This window comes from Paraburkholderia antibiotica (assembly GCF_012927125.1).
Lineage (GTDB): Bacteria > Pseudomonadota > Gammaproteobacteria > Burkholderiales > Burkholderiaceae > Paraburkholderia > Paraburkholderia antibiotica.
The window spans coordinates 108,463-121,332 of record NZ_JABBFZ010000015.1 but is presented as its reverse complement, the minus strand read 5'-3'; the positions used below and the strand labels follow the sequence as shown (position 1 = coordinate 121,332).

At 64.6% G+C, this 12,870-nt stretch carries 13 protein-coding genes and 1 other RNA gene; 9 read left to right on the top strand and 5 right to left on the bottom strand.

Annotation, left to right across the window (positions count from 1 at the left end; translation table 11 throughout):
- Window positions 1-110: 110 nt before the first annotated feature.
- Window positions 111-1,043, bottom strand: coding sequence for a class II glutamine amidotransferase (locus HHL14_RS22710; RefSeq protein WP_169499851.1), 933 nt, complete (start codon window positions 1,041-1,043; stop codon window positions 111-113).
- 167 nt (window positions 1,044-1,210) lie between these two features.
- Here HHL14_RS22710 and pyrC point away from each other — a divergent pair, with 167 nt between their 5' ends.
- The 3 genes from pyrC to rnpB all read left to right on the top strand — a co-directional run bounded on the left by pyrC (window position 1,211) and on the right by rnpB (window position 3,698).
- Window positions 1,211-2,272: a dihydroorotase gene (pyrC, locus tag HHL14_RS22705; RefSeq protein WP_169499850.1), complete on the top strand. Its 1,062-nt coding sequence runs from the start codon at window positions 1,211-1,213 to the stop codon at window positions 2,270-2,272.
- Between the two features lie 65 nt (window positions 2,273-2,337).
- Window positions 2,338-3,171 carry a DUF3025 domain-containing protein gene (locus HHL14_RS22700; protein ID WP_230413162.1) on the top strand — a complete coding sequence of 278 codons (834 nt, stop codon included), beginning with the start codon at window positions 2,338-2,340 and terminating at the stop codon, window positions 3,169-3,171.
- Between the two features lie 113 nt (window positions 3,172-3,284).
- Window positions 3,285-3,698: RNase P RNA component class A (rnpB, locus tag HHL14_RS22695), an RNA gene on the top strand.
- 95 nt (window positions 3,699-3,793) lie between these two features.
- Here the strand turns inward: rnpB and HHL14_RS22690 are convergent.
- Window positions 3,794-4,216: an OsmC family protein gene (locus HHL14_RS22690; protein ID WP_169499848.1), complete on the bottom strand. Its 423-nt coding sequence runs from the start codon at window positions 4,214-4,216 to the stop codon at window positions 3,794-3,796.
- A 663-nt stretch (window positions 4,217-4,879) separates the two neighbouring features.
- Between HHL14_RS22690 and rplM the strand changes: the two genes are divergently transcribed.
- The 3 genes from rplM (at window position 4,880) to erpA (ending at window position 6,311) form a co-directional block, all read left to right on the top strand.
- A complete protein-coding gene (gene rplM, locus HHL14_RS22685) occupies window positions 4,880-5,308 on the top strand; it encodes a 50S ribosomal protein L13 (RefSeq protein ID WP_027198819.1) in 429 nt (142 codons plus the stop codon).
- A gap of 11 nt (window positions 5,309-5,319) precedes the next feature.
- On the top strand, window positions 5,320-5,712 hold the full coding sequence (gene rpsI / locus HHL14_RS22680) for a 30S ribosomal protein S9 (RefSeq protein WP_007180423.1): 393 nt from the start codon (window positions 5,320-5,322) through the stop codon (window positions 5,710-5,712).
- Window positions 5,713-5,945: 233 nt separating this feature from the next.
- The gene (erpA, locus tag HHL14_RS22675) at window positions 5,946-6,311 is read left to right on the top strand and encodes an iron-sulfur cluster insertion protein ErpA (protein ID WP_075302778.1); all 366 of its coding nucleotides are present in this window, start codon (window positions 5,946-5,948) and stop codon (window positions 6,309-6,311) included.
- A gap of 135 nt (window positions 6,312-6,446) precedes the next feature.
- Here erpA and HHL14_RS22670 read toward each other — a convergent pair whose 3' ends face one another.
- Window positions 6,447-7,577 (bottom strand): anhydro-N-acetylmuramic acid kinase, encoded by a 1,131-nt coding sequence (locus HHL14_RS22670; RefSeq protein WP_169499847.1) that lies wholly within the window; start codon window positions 7,575-7,577, stop codon window positions 6,447-6,449.
- Window positions 7,578-8,085: 508 nt separating this feature from the next.
- On the opposite strand from HHL14_RS22670, the gene tyrS reads away from it, so the two are divergent.
- From tyrS to HHL14_RS22655, 3 genes are all read left to right on the top strand, one after another.
- Complete coding sequence (gene tyrS, locus HHL14_RS22665; protein ID WP_169499846.1) at window positions 8,086-9,330, top strand: tyrosine--tRNA ligase; 1,245 nt, start codon at window positions 8,086-8,088, stop codon at window positions 9,328-9,330.
- 67 nt (window positions 9,331-9,397) lie between these two features.
- Window positions 9,398-9,868 (top strand): D-aminoacyl-tRNA deacylase, encoded by a 471-nt coding sequence (gene dtd / locus HHL14_RS22660; RefSeq protein WP_169499845.1) that lies wholly within the window; start codon window positions 9,398-9,400, stop codon window positions 9,866-9,868.
- Between the two features lie 185 nt (window positions 9,869-10,053).
- Window positions 10,054-10,722, top strand: coding sequence for a histidine phosphatase family protein (locus HHL14_RS22655; RefSeq protein WP_169499844.1), 669 nt, complete (start codon window positions 10,054-10,056; stop codon window positions 10,720-10,722).
- A 75-nt stretch (window positions 10,723-10,797) separates the two neighbouring features.
- Here HHL14_RS22655 and HHL14_RS22650 read toward each other — a convergent pair whose 3' ends face one another.
- Window positions 10,798-11,772, bottom strand: a complete 975-nt coding sequence (locus HHL14_RS22650) for an oxygenase MpaB family protein (RefSeq protein WP_169499843.1) — start codon at window positions 11,770-11,772, stop codon at window positions 10,798-10,800.
- 23 nt (window positions 11,773-11,795) lie between these two features.
- Window positions 11,796-12,857 (bottom strand): Holliday junction branch migration DNA helicase RuvB, encoded by a 1,062-nt coding sequence (gene ruvB / locus HHL14_RS22645; protein ID WP_169499842.1) that lies wholly within the window; start codon window positions 12,855-12,857, stop codon window positions 11,796-11,798.
- Between the last annotated feature and the right edge of the window lie 13 nt (window positions 12,858-12,870).

Genomic DNA, 12,870 nt, shown 5'->3' with positions numbered 1-12,870 from the left:
GCGAGCCTTTTGCGGGCACGCGCGGGGCGAAAAAAAGCCGCTCGATGGAGCGGCTTTTTTATTGCCGGCAGTTGCGCGGCGGGCGGCCGCGCCGTGCCACTGCGTGCGGCTTACGACTCGAACGCAGCCGCGTCGTCCGCGGCTTCGAGATCGGATTCGCTGTCGGGCAGTGAGGCGGCATCGTTCGACGCCGCGATCGTCGTGGCGGACGCCGACGCGTCGAGCGCCGGATTGCGCAGCTTTTCGAGCACCGATGCCGGTACCGGAATGTTGGTGCGGCCGATCACCTCGCCATGCTGGAACATCAGCAGATCGCCCGGCGCGAACGCGGTCCACACTTCGTTGTCGGTCAGCGGCTTGGTCGCGATCACCGCGACGCGGTCTTCGGGCGTCGTGTATTTTGCGAAGTCGATCGATACGTCCGCGTCGACCAGATGCGCGGTCGAAAACGGCCAGCGCCGCACGAGGTAATGCAGATGCGTCGAGCAGTGCGCGAACTGCGCCTGGCCGTTCGACATCAGGAAATTGAACACGCCGTACTGCGTGATTTCGCGCGTGAGCGTTTCGAGCGCGGCGAACAGTTCTTCGAGCGGCGGCTGCGCACACGGAAAAGCCTTGCGCAAACCCTGCAGCAGCGCGCAGAACGCGAGTTCGCTATCGGTCGTGCCGACCGGCTGATAGACGCCCGAGAGCTCCGGTGCATAGTCTTTCAGGTCGCCGTTGTGCGCGAAGATCCAGTGACGTCCCCACAGTTCGCGCATGAACGGGTGGCAGTTTTCGAGCAGGATATGCCCCTGCGTCGCCTTGCGGATGTGCGCGATCGTGTTCTTCGATTTGATCGGGTAGCGCTTGACCATCTCCGCGATCGGCGAGGTGGCCGACGATTGATGATCGATAAAGAGGCGACAGGCCTTGTCTTCGAAGAACGCGATACCCCAGCCGTCGGCGTGGTGATCGGTGACGCCGCCGCGCGCCGCAAAGCCGGTGAAGGAAAACGTGACGTCCGTCGGCGCGGCGCAGTTCATTCCGAGAAGTTGGCACATGTTGCAGGTGAGCCTGTGAACGGATCGAGCCGTTACAATGATGATTTTCCAAGCATATCACCGAGCCGGAGACGCCAAATAGCAAAATCGACGTGTGTTCGGGCCGCAACAGCGCGGTTTGACCGGTTCGATGGGCTGCGCGCGCGAAGTCTCGTCCCCCTCTTGCCATGACCACTCCGAACGTTTCCCCCGATTCCATCACGCTGGTCCGCCCGGACGACTGGCATCTGCACGTCCGCGACGGCGCGATGCTGGCGGCGGTGCTGCCGGATACCGCGCGCCAGTTCGGTCGCGCGATCATCATGCCGAACCTGAAGCCGCCGGTCACGACGACCGCGATGGCGCAGGCGTATCGCGAGCGGATCGTCGCCGCGATTCCGGCCGGCGCGAAGTTCGAGCCGCTGATGACGCTGTATCTGACCGACAACACGCCGCCCGACGAAATCCGCCGCGCGCGCGAAAGCGGCTTCGTGCACGGCGTGAAGCTGTATCCGGCGGGCGCGACGACCAATTCGGACGCGGGCGTCACCGACATCATGAAGTGCGCAAAAACGCTCGAAGCGATGCAGGAAGTCGGCATGCCGCTACTCGTGCACGGCGAGGTGACGGATTCGGAGATCGATCTGTTCGATCGCGAGAAGGTGTTCATCGACCGTGTGATGACGCCGCTGCGCCGCGAGTTTCCGGCGCTGAAGGTGGTGTTCGAGCACATCACGACCAAAGACGCGGTCGACTACATTCGCGACGCGGGTGCCGCGCCGGAACTGCTGGGCGCGACGATCACCGCGCACCATCTGCTGTACAACCGCAACGCGATCTTCCAGGGCGGCATCCGTCCGCACTATTACTGCCTGCCGGTGCTCAAGCGCGAGACACATCGCATTGCGCTGGTCGAGGCGGCGACCTCGGGCAATCCGCGCTTCTTCCTCGGCACCGACAGCGCGCCGCATCCGAAGGGGCTGAAGGAGCATGCGTGCGGCTGCGCGGGCTGCTACACGGCGCTGCATGCGCTGGAGCTGTACACCGAAGCGTTCGACAAAGCCGGCGCGCTCGACAAGCTCGAAGGTTTCGCGAGCTTCCATGGCGCGGATTTCTACGGCCTGCCGCGCAATACGGAGAAGGTTACGCTGCGCCGCGAGGAATGGACGCTGCCGGCGGAACTGCCGGTCGGCGATACGCCGGTCGTGCCGCTGCGCGGCGGCGAAGCGATCGGCTGGCGCCTGGTTTAAGGCAGAAGTAAATGCGCGAGGGTGGGGCGGAGCAGCGGTCCGCGGATGAGGCGGTGGCCGGGTCGATGGATGAAGTCGCTCAGGAGACTCTCCCGTCGGGTTTCGCCGCGATCGACTGGTCGAAGCCCTGGTTCGCCCAGCTTGGGCCGCGCGGCCAGCGCTGGCAGCAGGCTGCGCTCTCCAGCTACGCAGACCTGCTCGCGACGATGAACGCCGACGCCACCGAGATGCGGCAGACCACCGGCCGTGGCCAACGTCTCGCGTTTATTGCGCAGGACGATCTGCCACCGGGCGCCGCGTACGAGGCGCACATCGCGTCGACCGGTTGCGTGCCGACGCGGCACAACCTGCACGACTTTTTCAACGGCTCGATGTGGTTTGCGTTTCCGCGCATCAAGGCCGCGCTGAACGCACGGCAGTCGGCCGAGCTCGATGTGCTTGGCGTCGGCCCGACTCGAGGCGGCGTGCGCGACATGCTGACCCTGTTCGACGAAAACGCACTGCTGTTCGCTTGCGCCGATCCTTCGCTGAGCGCCGCGCTACGCGGCTTCGACTGGCGCACGCTATTCGTCGCGCGCCGCGCCGAGTGGGGGCGCAACTGCGAAGTGCGCTGTTTCGGCCACGCGTTGCTGGAAAAGCTGATCGCGCCGTTCAAGGGCTGCACCGGTCATGCGTGGATCGTCGATGTGCCGGCCGGGTACTTCGCATGGGACACCGCCGCGCGCAACGCATGGCTCGACGAAACGGTGAGTGCGGCGCTGCTCGGCACCGACGCGTTGACCAGCCGCGTATTTGCGCCTCTGCCCGTGCTCGGCATTCCGGGCTGGTGGCCCGACAGCGAAGCGCCCGCGTTTTACGACGACACCTCCGTATTTCGCCCCGGGCGACGCAAGAGCTAGGCGCGGCAGCGGTTTTCCCTGCTGATCCGACTACTTCGACTCCAGGCCGGTTTCGGCAGTAGTGAAGCGCGTCGCCAGCCGCATTCCCGTTCGGTGTTAAAATCCGCGCCAGCAAAGCAGGCCAGGCAGTCGCGGCCTCGACGGTTTCGGCCAACGAGGGCGAGGAAAGTCCGGACTCCACAGGGCAGGGTGATGGCTAACGGCCATCCGTGGTGACACGCGGAACAGGGCAACAGAAAGCAAACCGCCGATGGCCCGGCGCAAGTCGGGATCAGGTAAGGGTGAAACGGTGCGGTAAGAGCGCACCGCGGCTGTCGCAAGGCAGACCGGCACGGTAACCTCCACCCGGAGCAATTCCAAGTAGGCTGGCTAGCATCTTCGAGATGCAGGGCGGGGCCCCCGTCGCGTCAGCGGGTAGGAAGCTTGAGCGCGTCAGTAATGGCGCGCCTAGAGGAATGGCTGCCACGCGCGGCGCGTCTTCGGACGCGGCGTGTGCACAGAATCCGGCTTATCGGCCTGCTTTGCCGCTAAATAAGAAAAGCCGGCGTCCCGTGAGGGGCGCCGGCTTTTTCATTTGGACGCGCGGCGAGCGACCTTGGCCGCCGCCGCGGTCGCGCCCGGATCAGAGCGCGACGATATCGAACGAATGCGTGAGTTCGGCAGTCTTCGCGATCATGATCGACGCCGAGCAGTATTTGTCGTGCGACAGGTTGATTGCGCGCTCGACAGTCGCCGGGTTCAGGTTCTTGCCGGTCACCGTGAAGTGGAAGTGGATCTTCGTGAACACCTTCGGATCTTCGCTCGCGCGCTCGGCCTTCAGCGTCACCGAACAACCGGCGACTTCCTGGCGGCTCTTCTTCAGGATCATCACGACGTCGTACGCCGTGCAGCCGCCGGTGCCGAGCAGCACCATTTCCATCGGACGCGGCGCGAGGTTGCGACCGCCGCCCTCGGGCGCGCCGTCCATCGCAACCAGATGGCCGCTGCCCGTCTCGGCCGCGAACGCCATCCCGTCTTGCCCCATCCAGCTTACTTTGCATTCCATGCTGTCACTCCACCGCGCATAGCTATATCGAGACGGCATTGTAGCCCGCGGTTTGACAATTGGTGCGCGCTGACGCTATCCCAAAATTATGCGTGGTGGCTGCTCTTCTGCTGCGCTGCGGCATGGACGGGCGATCCGGCAATTCCTTGTTGGATTTAGGGGTTTTACTCTAGAAGACGTCTGATGCGGTCTGGATCGATATGGCCTTAAGGCTTGATCCATAAGGAGTTTCATCGACGGTATCTGAAATCGCTGATATGTCACATTATGGGAATGCATTTCGCAATGCAAATGTTCTTGCGTCGCACAAGGGCGCCTCATATAATTGCTCCCATCGTTGCAGCAGTTTTGCAACTTCCGCTGTCTCCTCCACCTCCTCCTTTGGTGGATTAAACCCGAACCGCTCGTTCGGGTTTTTTTTCGCCCTTCGGGTTTTTTCACCCGTTTGGTTCCTTTGGGGTGCTCTCTTTGCGGCGCTTTTTTGTGTCGTCGCGGCACCCGCGTCGCAAGTTTTGACTTGCCAGCGCAAATTCCTTTATAATTCAGGGCTTTTCCGCATCCGCGCCCGCGGAGGAAGAACCAGGGAGAGCCTGCACGCGCCTCGATGCGCACACTACAAGCAGGAAAAAACACATTGGGCGCAGCAATTTTTTTGGATCGATCATGAAGACGTTTTCCGCAAAAGCCCATGAGGTGACGCGCGAATGGTACGTGATTGACGCGACGGATAAGGTTCTCGGGCGTGTCGCCAGCGAAGTGGCACACCGTCTTCGCGGCAAGCACAAGCCTGAATTCACTCCCCACGTCGACACCGGTGATTTCATCATCGTTATCAACGCCGGCAAGCTGAAGGTCACGGGCAACAAGGTTACCGACAAGAAGTACTACCGTCACTCGGGCTACCCGGGCGGTATCTATGAAACGACGTTCGGCAAGATGCAGGAACGCTTCCCGGGCCGCGCGCTCGAGAAAGCGGTCAAGGGCATGCTGCCGAAGGGCCCGCTCGGCTACGCGATGATCAAGAAGCTGAAGGTCTACGCTGAAGCAACGCATCCGCATTCGGCACAACAGCCGAAAGCGCTCGAGATCTAAGGGGAGCCCACATGATCGGTAACTGGAATTACGGCACGGGCCGCCGCAAGAGCGCCGTCGCACGTGTGTTCATCAAGGCAGGCAAGGGCGAGATCATTGTGAACGGCAAGCCTATTGCCGATTACTTCTCGCGCGAAACGTCGCTGATGATCGTGCGTCAACCGCTGGAACTCACGAACCACGGCGTCACGTTCGACATCAAGGTCAACGTGAACGGTGGCGGTGAAACGGGTCAAGCCGGTGCGGTTCGCCACGGCATCACCCGAGCGCTGATGGACTACGACGCAACGCTGAAGCCGGAACTGTCGAAGGCTGGCTTCGTTACGCGTGACGCTCGTGAAGTCGAACGTAAGAAGGTCGGCTTCCACAAGGCACGTCGCCGCAAGCAGTTCTCGAAGCGTTAAGCGTTTCGAATGCAAACTGGCTTTATCGCCGGTTTGCAGCAAAAGCCGCCAACGCTCCATGCGAAGGCGGCTTTTTTTATGGTTGGCAGGAGTTTGCCGCGGGCTTCGTGCGATCTCGTTGCAGAAACGTCGCCATGCGCTAGCCTCAAGAGAGAACCCATTGATTTTGTGGGCTTCAGCACGATATCCGGAACAGCCCTACAATAGCGGCTAAAGCTTTTTGGAGAGTTCGAATGAACGCAGTCACCGACACCCCCGTGACCGAGATGCCGGCCCCCTTCGTTTTCACCGACGCAGCGGCTGACAAGGTCAAGCAACTGATCGAAGAAGAAGGTAACCCGGAGCTCAAGCTGCGCGTGTTCGTGCAGGGCGGCGGCTGCTCGGGCTTCCAGTACGGCTTCACGTTCGACGAAGCGATCAACGAAGACGACACCGTGATGAACAAGAGCGGCGTCCAGCTGCTGATCGACTCGATGAGCTACCAGTATCTGGTCGGCGCCGAGATCGATTACAAGGACGACATCAACGGCGCGCAGTTCGTCATCAAGAACCCGAACGCGACCACGACCTGCGGTTGCGGCTCGTCGTTCTCGGTCTGAGCACGATCTACGGCTGTTCAAGCTGCAACGAAAACGGGGCCCGCAAGGCCCCGTTTTTTATTGCCTCTGCGTCAAATAGAAACGCATCCGATCAAACCGTCCCCTTAACGCGGATCAACGGCGGATCAGCGTGGGTCAGCGCGGATAAATCGCCCCCAGCACGCGCTCGGCGGATGCTCCAGTCACGCTCGGCAGATTGCCCGACAACCTCGCGATGCAGCGCATCGCCAGCCACGCGAATGCGAGCGGCTCGACCTGGCTCGGCGGCACGCCGAGCGCGTCGGTCGTCATAACCGGTACGCCGCTTACGCCGCTGTCTTCGAGCGCCTGCTGCAACGCCTTCATGATCTCCGGATTGCGCGCGCCGCCGCCACATACGTAGACCGCGCGCGCGTCCGATGCATGCCGCTCGATTTCACGGGCGACCGTCACCGCGGTCAGCGCGACCAGCGTCGCCTGCACGTCGGCGGGAGCGAGGCCGGCGAACGGCGCCAGCTTCGCGTCGAGCCACGTGGTGTTGAAGAGATCGCGGCCGGTACTTTTCGGTGGCTGCTCGGAGAAGAACGGTTCGTCGAGCAATGCGTTCAGCAGCGCGCGGTTCACCTGACCGCTCGCCGCAAAATGCCCGTTTTCGTCGAACGGTTTGCCGAGATGGCGTTCGACCCACGCGTCGAGCAGCGCATTGGCCGGGCCGCAGTCGAAGCCGCGCACGCTACCGGTCGCGTTCAGAATCGTGATATTGCTGATGCCGCCAAGATTGCAGACCACCCGGGTTTCGTTTGGCGCGCCGAAGATCGTCGCGTGAAAGGCGGGCACGAGCGGCGCGCCCTGGCCGCCGGCCGCGACGTCGCGGCTGCGGAAATCGGCGACCACGTCGATGTGCAGCATTTCCGCGAGCAGCGCCGGGTTGTTGATCTGCCGCGTGTAGCCCTTTTCCGGCCGATGCCGCACGGTCTGCCCATGCACGCCGATCGCGCGCACTTCATCGGCCGACACGCGGCTGTCGCGTAGCAGTTCGTGACAGCAGACGGTGTAGCGCGTCGCGAGCGCGTTGGCGGCCAGCGCCTCGCGCTCGATCTCGTTGTCGCCCGGCTGCTGGAGCGCGAACAGCGCTTCGCGGATGCCCGCCGAAAAGGCGACGAACGCCTCGGCCAGCACCTCGGGCGGTTTCCCGTCGACAAAGCGCACGGCCACGCCGTCCACACCGTCCATGCTCGTTCCCGACATCAACCCGAAATAGATGCCATCTGCGGGGTCTTGCGCCACGTCGCTGCTCCTGTCGATGTTTATTGCGATTCGTTGTAGCAGATTATCGGCGTAAGCGCGGCCGATGGTAAGCGCCGGGGGGCGATTGGCGCGTTCCGGGAGCGGTTCTGGTATCGCGTCCGGGCCGCGGTGATGGTCGCGGCATGAGCGTCCGCAAGCCGCTTTCGTGACCGCCTGCGCAGTCATCGCTCGCGCCACCCGTGCCACCGCCACCCGAGCCACCCACGCCGCCCGCGCCACCCGCGCCACCCGCGCCACCCGCGCCACCCGCGCCACCCGCGCCACCCGCGCCACCCGTACCACCCGTACCACCCGTACCACCCACGCCGCCCGAGCTACCAGTGCTGCCACCCGCGCCGCCCGCGCCGCCCGCCGCGCCGGCAGCCCACACCAACCGCCTGCATCACAGCAAAATCACCCGCCACACCGCCACCAGACGTATCCCAGTGGGCGCGGCGGCGCGCATCTATGGGACAATCCTGTTTTTTCGCGACTTCACGTTTCCAGCATGAGCACCGAGTCCACCAAGCCCACCTCCGCCTTCCCGATCACCGACGAAGTCCGTCACGCCCTCGCCGTTACCAAGCGCGGTGTCGACGAACTGCTGATCGAGGACGAATTCGCGCAAAAGCTCGCGCGGAGCGCGGCGACGGCCAAGCCGCTGCGCATCAAGCTCGGTCTCGATCCGACCGCGCCCGACATCCACATCGGCCACACGGTCGTGCTGAACAAGATGCGCCAGCTGCAGGACCTCGGCCACACGGTGATCTTCCTGATCGGCGATTTCACGTCGCTGATCGGCGACCCGTCCGGCCGTAACGCGACGCGCCCGCCGCTCACGCGCGAGCAGATCGAATCGAACGCGAAGACCTATTTCGAGCAGGCCGCGCTCGTGCTCGATCGCGACAAGACCGAGATCCGCTACAACAGCGAATGGTCGATGCCGCTCGGCGCCGACGGCATGATCAAGCTCGCGTCGCGCTACACGGTCGCGCGTATTCTCGAACGCGAGGACTTCACGAAGCGCTTCCAGGGCGGCGTGCCGATCTCGATCCACGAATTCCTGTACCCGCTGATGCAGGGCTACGACTCGGTCGCGCTGAACGCGGACCTGGAGCTCGGCGGCACCGACCAGAAGTTCAACCTGCTGGTCGGCCGCGAATTGCAGAAGCAGTACGGCCAGGAGCAGCAGTGCATCCTGACGATGCCGCTGCTCGAAGGGCTCGACGGCGTCGAGAAGATGTCGAAGTCGAAGAACAACTACATCGGCATCAGCGAAAAGCCGACCGATATGTTCGGCAAGCTGATGAGCATCTCCGACACGCTGATGTGGCGTTACTTCGAGTTGCTGTCGTTCCGTCCGATGGACGAGATCGCCGGCTTCAGGAAGGAAATCGAAGCGGGCCGCAATCCGCGCGATTTCAAGGTGATGCTCGGTCAGGAAATCGTCGCGCGTTTCCATTCGCAGGCGGATGCCGAGCGTGCGCTCGAAGACTTCAATCATCGCGCGAAGGGCGGCGTGCCCGACGACATTCCGGCGGTGACGCTCGCGGGCGCACCGCTCGCAATCGGCCAGTTGCTGAAGCAGGCGAACCTCGTGCCGTCGACGAGCGAAGCGCTGCGCAATATCGAGCAGGGCGGCGTGAAGATCGACGGCACGATGGTGTCCGACAAGGGCCTGAAGGTCGAAGCCGGCGAATACGTGGTGCAGGTCGGCAAGCGCCGCTTTGCACGCGTGACGCTGAGCGCGTGAGCGTCGCCCGCGTGACGATCGTCGTCGCGGCGGCGCTGCCCGGCCAGGCGTTTCCGGAGTCCGGGCGATGATCGCGCTGATCCAGCGCGTGCGGTGCGCCGAAGTGCGCGTCGTCGACGGTGAGCATGAGCGCGTGACCGGCGCGATCGGCGCGGGTCTGCTCGCGCTCGTGTGCGCCGAGCGCGGCGACACCGAGGCGGCGGCCGACAAGCTGCTTGCGAAGGTGCTCGGCTACCGCGTGTTCAGCGACGCGGCCGGCAAGATGAATCTGTCGGTGCAGAATCTCGACGGCGCGGGCAGCGCGGGCGGCCTGCTGCTCGTGTCGCAATTCACGCTCGCCGCCGATACCAACAGCGGCCTGCGTCCGAGCTTCACGCCCGCCGCGCCGCCCGACGAGGGCCGCCGCCTGTTCGACTACTTCGTCGCGGCCGCGCGCGCGAAGCATCCGATCGTCGAAACGGGCGAGTTCGGCGCGGACATGCAGGTGTCGCTCGTCAACGACGGGCCGGTCACGTTCTGGCTACAGACCAACGCCTGAACAAACCGGATCAACGTATCGTCTCGCGCCGACGCACCCCACTTGCGGGCGCGTCCGCGCATGCATGCCCACCGCCACACCACCACACCCTGGCGAGTTTCCCCAGCCGCCTCGCCGGCGTGCCCGCTGCTTTTTGCGACAATAGCGGCTCGACCCCATCGGCGAACGGCGCCTATCTCCCTCTCATGACGACGCAGATTCTGTTTATCCGGCACGGCGAGACCGACTGGAATCGCATCAAACGCATTCAAGGCCACATCGACATTCCGCTCGCGACCACGGGCATCGCGCAGGCGCAGCGTCTCGCGCGGCGTTTCGCGGACGAGGCGAAGCAGGGCGCGCGGCTCGACGCGATCTATTCGAGCGACCTGCAACGCGCGCAGCAGACCGCGCAACCGATTGGCGACGCGCTAGGCCTGCCGTTGCAGTTACGCGAGAGTCTGCGCGAGCGGTCGTACGGCGCATTCCAGGGGCATGACAGCGACGAGATCGCGCTGCGTTTCCCCGACGAATACGCGCAATGGCAAACCCGCGATCCCGGCTTCGCGCCTCCCGAAGGCGAGTCGCAGCGGGTGTTCTATCACCGCATCATCCATGCGATCGAGCCGCTCGTCGCCGCGCATCCTGGCGGCCGGATCGCGTGTGTCGCCCATGGCGGGGTGCTCGATTGCGTGCGCCGTTTCGCGTGCGGTTTGCCGCTCGACGCGCCGCGTGACTATCAGTTGCTGAACACGAGCGTGAACGTGGTGGACTTCGAGGATGGCCGCGCGACGATCGTGTCGTGGGCCGATATCGTGCATCTCGACGCGGGCGGCGCCGACGATGATGGTTTGAAAAAGGCGCCGGGGCGGTAAGCGGAAGAGGGTAATCGGAAGAAGGTGTGGGCGCAGCGTGCGTATCGGGCTCGCGCCCGAGCCCGCCAGCCGCTGTCAATCCTGCTCTTTCACCGCCGTAGCCCGCCGCCGCGCCCGCTTCGACACCCCATTCACCAGCGCCCAGCGAATCACTGGCGCGACGAGCCGCACGCCGGGTCGCGCGAAGGTTCGACGCAGCGCCGCGTAGCGATTCAGGCCGAGCATCGTTTGCGCCCATTCGGGCAGCAGATCGACGCCGGCGTTGAGCATCAGCGTGCCGGCCGGGCGCATCGCGACGCTCGGCGCCGGCGCGCTCATCAGAATCCTGACGACTTCGAAGGTCCGCTCGCTGGCGACCAGCGCGGGCCGCATCGCCAGCAGATACGCGTCGATCTCGGCGCGCGAGCGTGGGATATCGGTCGCGCCGAGCATTTCGGCGATGCGTGCGGTCTCCGCGAAGTACTGATCCTGCGCGGCGACCGACAGCACCGGATTCACATAGCGCAGATGCGCGGTCATGAAGCTCGACACCTCGGCGACGTGCACCCACGTGAGCAGCGCCGGTTCGCTCGCGCGATACGACTGGCCGTCCGGTGCGACGCCCGTGATGTCGAGATGGATGCGTTTCACACGCTCGATCAGCGCAAGCGCGTCCGCACGGCTGCCGAACGTAGTGCCGGCGATGAAGGTCGCGGTACGCCGCAAGCGCCCGAGAATATCGCTGCGAAAGCTCGAGTGATCCCACACGCCCGCGAGTGCCAGCGGATGCAGCGCCTGCAGCAGCAGCGCGCTAATACCGCCCGTCATCATCGACGTGAAGTCGGCGTGGACTTTCCAGCACATCGAATCTGGGCCGAACAGGCCGGGGTCGCCGGGCGGCGACGAGTAGTCGAGCACCGGGCCGCTGCCGGTGGTCAGATGCGTGACGCCGGCGGCGAGTTTCGAGCGCAGGCGGTGGGTGAGTTGCCGGGCGAAATTGCCGGACGGGTCGCCGGCGGGATTGACGGGGGAACTGCTGGATGAGCCGGGGTGCTGGGTCTGGTCGGACATCCTGATCGGCCTCGGCTAATGGCTCACTTCGACGATTCCCACAGGCCCGGCAGCGCGCTCGACGAATCCGGCGCGGCCAGCCCGAAGTGCCGGTACGTCAGCATCGTGGCGACGCGGCCGCGCGGCGTGCGCTGCAGGAAGCCCTGCTGGATCAGATACGGCTCGAGCACGTCTTCGATCGTGTCGCGTTCCTCACCGATTGCCGCGGCCAGATTGTCGACGCCGACCGGACCGCCGTCGAACTTGTACAGGATCGCTTCGAGCAGCTTGCGGTCCATCAGGTCGAAGCCGACCGCGTCGACGTCGAGCATGCTGAGCGCGGCGTCGGCCACCTGCGCGGTGATGTTGCCGTCGGCCTTCACTTCAGCGAAGTCGCGCACGCGCCGCAGCAGGCGGTTCGCGATACGCGGCGTGCCACGCGCGCGACGGGCGATCTCGAACGCGCCGTCCGGATGGATCTGCGCGTTCAGCAGCGAGGCCGAACGCGTGACGATGCGCGCGAGCTCCTGCGCGTTGTAGAACTCGAGCCGCGCGACGATGCCGAAGCGGTCGCGCAGCGGATTGGTCAGCATGCCCGCGCGGGTGGTCGCGCCGACCAGCGTGAACGGCTGCAGGTCGAGCTTCACGCTGCGCGCGGCCGGCCCTTCGCCGATCATGATGTCGATCTGATAATCCTCGAGCGCCGGGTACAGGATTTCCTCGACGACCGGCGAGAGCCGGTGGATTTCGTCGATGAAGAGGACGTCGTTGGCTTCGAGGTTGGTGAGCAGCGCGGCGAGGTCGCCGGCGCGTTCGAGCACGGGGCCCGAGGTCTGGCGCAGACTGACGCCCATCTCGCGCGCGATGATGTGCGCGAGCGTGGTCTTGCCGAGGCCCGGCGGCCCGAACAGCAGCACGTGGTCGAGCGACTCGGAACGGCGCTTGGCCGCCTCGATGAAGATTTCCAGCTGGCCGCGCACTTTTTCCTGCCCGACATATTCTTCGAGCTGGCGCGGCCGCAACGCACGCTCGAACGCTTCTTCGTTCGGCGACACGGGCGTGGCCGCGATGATGCGCTCGGCGGCGAGTTTGTCGGTTTCGATCATGCGGGCATTGTAC